The organism is Alteromonas sp., assembly GCF_984505615.1.
Genome location: NZ_CFHOXV010000075.1, coordinates 1 through 6,540, shown reverse-complemented (window position 1 = coordinate 6,540; position 6,540 = coordinate 1). Strand labels below are relative to the sequence as shown.

5 protein-coding genes and 1 tRNA gene are annotated in these 6,540 nt (G+C 48.7%); 2 read left to right on the top strand and 4 right to left on the bottom strand.

Features of this window, described 5'->3' with window-relative positions:
- Positions 1-92: 92 nt before the first annotated feature.
- The 3 genes from AC4PME_RS20310 to AC4PME_RS20300 all read right to left on the bottom strand — a co-directional run bounded on the left by AC4PME_RS20310 (position 93) and on the right by AC4PME_RS20300 (position 4,796).
- The gene (locus tag AC4PME_RS20310) at positions 93-584 is read right to left on the bottom strand and encodes a DUF4442 domain-containing protein (RefSeq protein ID WP_491045300.1); all 492 of its coding nucleotides are present in this window, start codon (positions 582-584) and stop codon (positions 93-95) included.
- A 103-nt stretch (positions 585-687) separates the two neighbouring features.
- On the bottom strand, positions 688-2,274 hold the full coding sequence (locus AC4PME_RS20305; protein ID WP_491045299.1) for a tetratricopeptide repeat-containing sulfotransferase family protein: 1,587 nt from the start codon (positions 2,272-2,274) through the stop codon (positions 688-690).
- 50 nt (positions 2,275-2,324) lie between these two features.
- Complete coding sequence (locus AC4PME_RS20300) at positions 2,325-4,796, bottom strand: TonB-dependent receptor (RefSeq protein ID WP_491045298.1); 2,472 nt, start codon at positions 4,794-4,796, stop codon at positions 2,325-2,327.
- Between the two features lie 54 nt (positions 4,797-4,850).
- Here AC4PME_RS20300 and AC4PME_RS20295 point away from each other — a divergent pair, with 54 nt between their 5' ends.
- Together AC4PME_RS20295 and add are read left to right on the top strand one after the other, a co-directional pair.
- Positions 4,851-5,171, top strand: a complete 321-nt coding sequence (locus tag AC4PME_RS20295; RefSeq protein ID WP_491045297.1) for a hypothetical protein — start codon at positions 4,851-4,853, stop codon at positions 5,169-5,171.
- Between the two features lie 262 nt (positions 5,172-5,433).
- Positions 5,434-6,453, top strand: a complete 1,020-nt coding sequence (gene add / locus AC4PME_RS20290) for an adenosine deaminase (protein WP_491045296.1) — start codon at positions 5,434-5,436, stop codon at positions 6,451-6,453.
- Positions 6,454-6,462: 9 nt separating this feature from the next.
- Here add and AC4PME_RS20285 read toward each other — a convergent pair.
- Positions 6,463-6,538: transfer RNA gene (locus AC4PME_RS20285), tRNA-Gly, on the bottom strand.
- Positions 6,539-6,540: the final 2 nt, after the last annotated feature.

Genomic DNA, 6,540 nt, shown 5'->3' with positions numbered 1-6,540 from the left:
ATCGGATTTTGATCCTCTTACGCCGAATGTCAATCTCTTAACTGATCGGCATTAGGCACCAGCCGCTTTTTACACAGATCTTAATATTACTGTCATTTTTTCTTTGGCACCCAGGCCCAGCACATTTCACAAATCACCGGTTCGATGTGGTTTGCATCAGTCACCTTAACCTGAACAAGCACCTCACCTTTTTCTTCTGTCTGCATAAGAGCAATTTGTTCCGCAGTCAGCATCGCTTCTGCTTTCATATCGCCTTCAGCCCGTTTTACATACTTCAGGTTCATGTATTTGATTAGCGGAAGTTTGTCTCCAGGCAGATTCACTCCGACGATAAAGCCGGTTGCAGATTCCGCCAGCAAGCCCATGGCTGCAGCATGCACACTGCCAATGTGATTCTGAACCCGCTTACGGTTTTTAATCTGAAACGTGACCGATGTGAGATCTGAAGCAAGAATATCCAGTTTAGCCGTGCCCGCGAGTTTAACCGTATGGCGGAACATAGCCGTCATCAACCGGCGGCTGATAAAGGAGGGGTATTTATTTGCTTTTAAAGCAAACTGTCTCAGTGGATTCGGTTTTGCCATCTTGCTTCTCTTATTCTGGTTAGACCAGTGAGAGTAGCCGCTGGTCAGATGAAAATCAAGTCATCCGACCAGCCTATGTGGCATGTACCAGCGCTCTCAGATTTCAGTAAGGTACACCGTTTTTCTCAAACTGAGCAGCCAGGTCTGTAAGATGCGCTTCGTATCTGCGCCAGTTTCCTACTGACTTTGCATTGATGGCTTCTCTTACCTGTACTTTACTGGCCGTAGATACCGGTTTATCGTTTTGCTCCACGTGCAAACACTTTTCCTCCCAGGGCAAACCGCAAAACCCGAGCAGCGTTTTAATTTCTCCCGCAGGGTCTGCAACCAGCGCTTCATAGGATTGCAGGTATATCTGATCAGGCGCCTGTTTTGCCCACCGCTGCATAAGATGGTAAAACCGGGTATACACCCGTCCAATCGTATCAATGTCATAGGCATAGCTGTAGTAAGGACTGTTTATTGAAAACAACTGACGAAAGTTGCCGGTACAGGTATCCATGGGATGACGGAGCATACACACAATACGTGCCTGCGGCAGTGCTTTGCGGATAAGCGGTATATAAAAGAAATTAAATGGCAGTTTATCAACCAGATATGGCTTGCCGCCGGTAAGATGAGCGGTACGGTCAAGGTAGCGATTGCCCATGGCCGCGCTGTCTGCCTGCATCCCTTTTGTCAGCGTTTCAGCATCAAGCACCACTTGTGAGGGCGTGCGTACAATTTCTTTCACGCTGACACCGAAATCCTGTAGCTCACCGCCTGAAGCCACACGGGTGTGGTTCGACAAAATACGTTCAGCCAGCGTAGTGCCCGAACGGGGCATGCCAGTAACGAATAACGGGGTGTGCCGGCCTGTGACCGGTTGCGTGTTTACCGGCGGCTCAAGGTCAATGCGCTCCAGCATATCGAATACCGCTGAAAAGTCGCTGTCATGACGCGGCAGTGTTGCCAGTTTTTCTGATTTCGCCCGTTTAAGAAGCGTAAACGCCTCGCCGTATTCCTTTTTCGCTTCCCATTCTTTCGCCAATGCGTGGGCCACATGCAATCTGCCATCAATATCAGGGGGTTGACGCTCAGCCAGCCTGGCATCCAGTGCTTCCAGTGCGGCTATCCTGCGAGGATTATCCGGGCTGGTTTCTAAGTCTGATAAAGCGAAATGTGCCTGACTGTATGCGGGCGCAAGGCGGATTGCCGTTTCAAATGCTTCCTTAGCCCGGCCAAAATCACCGGCGAACTTGGCAGAAACACCGGTATTGTAATAAAAAGCAGGATTATCCGGTGCCAGCTGAAGCGCTTTTTCAAAATAGTTAAGCGCAGTATGGTGATCACCCGCACGGCTTAATGCCACACCGGCTGTGTCCAGAGATAAAGCATCGTCAAGTGCAGAAACCGGCGCGTTTGCCGCAGCGGCTTTCGCCTCTGTCATATTGCCCTGAAGGGCATAGCACTTCGCCAGATAAACATAAGTTTTTGCCGTTCCGCCAAGGCTCACGGCTTTTTCCAGCAGGGCTGCTGCCTTACTGATTTGCATCATTTCAATGTGAATAATACCCAGCAGGAAATAGGCTTCTTCAAAGTCACCGGTTTGCCTGATGGCCTGCACAAGCGCCTGGTGTGCCTGCGGGTATTGTTTGTTGTTAATTGCCTGCTTCGCAGTCAGTAAACAGTGTTCTCTTATTTCCATCATAAAAAATAAAGGCACCTTAGCGGTGCCTTTAGCCTAACATAAACCATCCGTTACAGTTCGAACTGATAGTTGAATTTCAACCCGACGGTGCGTGGTGTTAACACGTAGTGGCCGTAGTTACGTAATAGTTCGGTACCGTTAGGTGTCATGGAGGCAAACGTCGCCAGTCCCATATCACCGCGGTCACGACGTACGGAAGTATAGGCATACTTGTCGAACAGGTTATCAATGTAGAAAGTGACGCTCCATACTTCGTCAGACAACTTCGCGTTGAAGTTACTGACGGCATAACCCGGCAGTGCCTCACCATTCTGGCGCAGGCCAACCGTCGAGAACACGTCATCCTGAGCGGTTAAGCCGTAGTTAAGATCCAGCATTTTGCCATCCAGGACTTCAGTGGCGTAGTTCACACCGAATGAGAACTGCTGTTCAGGAGAACCCGGCAGGCGATCGCCATCTTTACCGTCGTAGTAATCCTGCAATGCACTGCCCTGCTCTCCAAACACACCGAACAGGAACGGCACATCAGCAGTCAGCTTGGCAATGGTTTTTGAATAGGTGGCGTAAAGGGTGATGTTATCGGTTGCCAGTGCACGCACTGAGATTTCAGCACCCCTGGAGTTAGCCCCTTCGGCATTCGTGGTAATGGGTTGCTGACCGTTAATGGTCGCACCGCCTACCTGTGCATCATCCCAGTCCACGTTAAACAGGGCAAGATTTAGCTGCAAACGGTTCTTAAAGTAGCTGCTCTTCAGGCCGAGTTCGTAGTTGGTAGTGGTATCCGGCTCGTAATTTTGCTCATCAGGCAAAGCACAAACAATCTGCGTGGCGATATCATCAATATCAGGCGGGCAGGCACCAACACCGTTAGCACCACCAATACGGAAACCTTCACTTATGGTCACATAACCCATTGTGTTGTCATCGAACTGATAGCTGGCATTGAATTTAAACAATGTGCCTGAATCATCCGCCGGTGCAGAACTGTAATCCAGTTCAATGGAGTCTTCACCGCGACCTTCAAACACTGAGTAGTACAACGGTAAGTCTATAGCAGAGGCTGACTCGATGTCGTACTGATATGCACGCATACCCAGTGTCACATTGAGCTTTTCATTCACTTCGTAGCTGAGCTCACCGTAAAACGCTGACTCGGTAGTTTCTGTGTTGCTGACTGAGTAGTATTCCAGTGAATCAGGACGGTAGTTCCCGCCAACTTCCCAGACATCAATGGCGTATTCATCAAAGCCCGGGGTAAATTCTTTACTGTAGCCGTCGTATTCCGTTTTATTGTAGTAGAAGCCTGCAATCCAGCTTAACGGACCTTCCGCCTGTGAAACCAGACGCAATTCCTGAGTCAGAATTTTACGCTCGTCCACTTCTTCGGTGTAGGCAGAAAACGCAGGAAACTCTTCATAACTGTAGTCCAGACGGATGAGCAGATCGGTCTGATCCCGCTGACCAATTGCATCGAATTGGGAATAGCCGGTAGCAGATACCAGCTCAGCAAAGCCCAGATCCGCTTTCAACTCAAGGCTGAGTAATTCATCTTCTTTCTCACGGGGCTCTTCGTAACGGTAAGCCGATTCATAGGGACCAATCACATCGCTCAGCGGATTATCAGCGGCCAGCGCATCAAATTGTGTGATTGAACGTCCTTCAACTTCCTGCTTCTGATAGAAGTAGCTTAAAGTACCGTCCAGCCAGTCGTTCGGTACCCAACGCAGCGCTATGCGGGCAGTTAACGTGTCTTCACCATTGGCATCTTCAACACGGCGTAGATTTTCTGATACTGCTGCATCATCGTTCCAATCCGGATCAGGCAGAGATACACCGCCTTCCCGCACTACGTAGTTGTAATCAAGAAAGCCCGGATTATTGAAATAGTTAAGCGACATGCGCACACCCATTTCACCGTCGATCAGCGGCGCGTTGAAAATAAAGCCGCCTTCACCACCTAAAGAATCGTTTTCGCTGACGCTGTATGCATCACCGAATACCTCTCCTGAGGTGAAATCCAGATCCACCGCTTTAGGAATATAACGGATAGCCCCGCCCAGTGTACCGGCCCCGTACAAGGTTCCCTGCGGACCAATAAGTACTTCAACACGGTCAACGTCAATAAGACGCATGTTCAGAAATAAAGGAATTTCACCGAAGTAAGTGGCGACCGTGCCACCATCAGAACTTGGACCGGAAGAATTGGTGTTCAGACCACGCACAATAACAGGAGAGTCAGAGCGACCGCCCTGATCGGTTACTGTCAGGCCGGGCACCCAACGGGCAACGTCATCGAGATCTTCAATATCCTGCTGAGCCATAACGTCTGAAGTCAGTGCAGAGATATTAATCGGCACCTCCTGCAGTGAACCGCTGCGGCGGGTTGCAGTAACTTCAATCTTTTCGATTTGTTTTTCTGTGGCCTGAGCTTCCTGTGCCAGAACCTGCGGCGATGCCAGTGCGCCGGCAATAGCACCGGCTATAGCGGAATATACAAATCCGCTACGGGGAAATGATTTCATGTTTGTGTGTTCTCCTGAAACCGGATACGTCGTCCGGTCTGATGAATCTTGCGCTTGCAGACTTCACTTTGTTCACCCCGTACAGTGCAAAGTGAAACATCAAAAAGTGTCGCCGGGCGTGGCAACCGTATTGGCATACCGTTGCATACCACCCGGAGTGCACGTTTTGTGCCGTCTGGTTGTTTAATTTTACTGGAAAAGCTACGCCACAAACACTTAAAAATGAATAAAAATGCATATAAATGGAAAGATAATCTTTCAGCACTATCTGTTCCGGCTGACCGCACCACACCGACACGCCGTATAAGACATAGCAAGCAAGACTTTCGTGCAACTTTAGCGGTTATTGCACCAGCATCGCGCGTCAAAAATTGAATAAAAATTCATTAATAAAATGTTAACGTGAATAAATCCCTGAATGTTTAATTTGTTTACCTGCCTTTTTTACGTTGAGTGGCAGCGGCAAGCTGAGTCCGGCTGCGTGTTTACTGCTTTCACGGTAGTCTCCGAAATCCCGGACACATTTAAATCGTGACTTCCTGCTAAGTCTGACTCGGTCAGGCTCAGTTTTTGCTGAGTTTTTTCTGACTATAAAACAGAACAACTCTTTCCTACTCATTATCAGACGGCGGTATTTATGGAATTAAGACCCTTTTTAGAGAAGTTGCCCAAGGCAGAACTTCACGTGCATATTGAAGGCACACTGGAGCCGGAGTTAAGCTTCGCTCTGGCGCAGAAAAATAATGTGTCGTTACAGGCTAAGACACCGCAGGAAATGATTGCAGCTTATAACTTCCATGACCTGCCCTCTTTTCTGGATATCTATTATGCAGGCATGAGCGTGCTGAAGGATGAATCTGACTTTTATCAGCTCACCATGCACTATCTACGCAAAGCCGCCTCACAAAACATTGTATATGTTGAGCTGTTTTTCGATCCGCAGGCACATACCAGCCGTGGTGTGAGTTTTGATACTGTGATAAACGGTATTCACCGCGCCCGCAGTGATGCCGCTGCTGAACTGAGTGTGCAGACCAATCTCATTTTATGTTTCCTGCGGGACATGTCTGCTGAATCCGCTATGGAACACCTGATGATGGCGCAACCCCACCTGGATAAAATCATTGGCGTGGGGCTGGATTCTGACGAAAAAAATAACCCGCCGGCTAAATTCAGCGCTGTTTTTGAAAAAGCCCGTAATATGGGCCTGAAACTCACCATGCACTGCGATGTAAACCAGGATAATACCGTAGAGCACATCCGGCAGGTGATAGAAGATATTGGCGTTGACCGCATAGACCATGGCGTCAACATTCTGGAATCTGAGGCATTATGTAAGCTTGCCAGAGAGAAAAAGCTGGGCCTGACCGTATGTCCGGTGTCCAACCGCTTTGTAGTGCAGTCACTGACTTCTGCTGAAATCAAAAAGATGCTGCAATACGGACTGATGCCGTGCATCAATTCTGACGATCCGTCTTACTTCAGGGCTTATTTGAATGAGAATTTTATTGCCCTTCAGGAAGAAGGTGACTTTACCGTTAAAGAGCTGGTGACACTGGCAGAAAACAGTTTCAAAGCGAGCTGGTTACCGGATGCACAGAAAAAGGCATACCTTGCAGATTTGCAGGATTATGTATCGGAAAATCAAGAAATATAGGTGAAGAATTGGAGCGGGAAACGAGATTCGAACTCGCGACCCCGACCTTGGCAAGGTCGTGCTCTACCAACTGAGCTATTCCCGCAT

Bases quoted from the DNA above. Each gene is read 5' to 3' on its own strand.
- AC4PME_RS20310 (WP_491045300.1), bottom strand. From the start codon at position 584: ATGGCAAAACCGAATCCACTGAGACAGTTTGCTTTAAAAGCAAATAAA.
- AC4PME_RS20305 (WP_491045299.1), bottom strand. From the start codon at position 2,274: ATGATGGAAATAAGAGAACACTGTTTACTGACTGCGAAGCAGGCAATT.
- AC4PME_RS20300 (WP_491045298.1), bottom strand. From the start codon at position 4,796: ATGAAATCATTTCCCCGTAGCGGATTTGTATATTCCGCTATAGCCGGT.
- add (WP_491045296.1), top strand. From the start codon at position 5,434: ATGGAATTAAGACCCTTTTTAGAGAAGTTGCCCAAGGCAGAACTTCAC.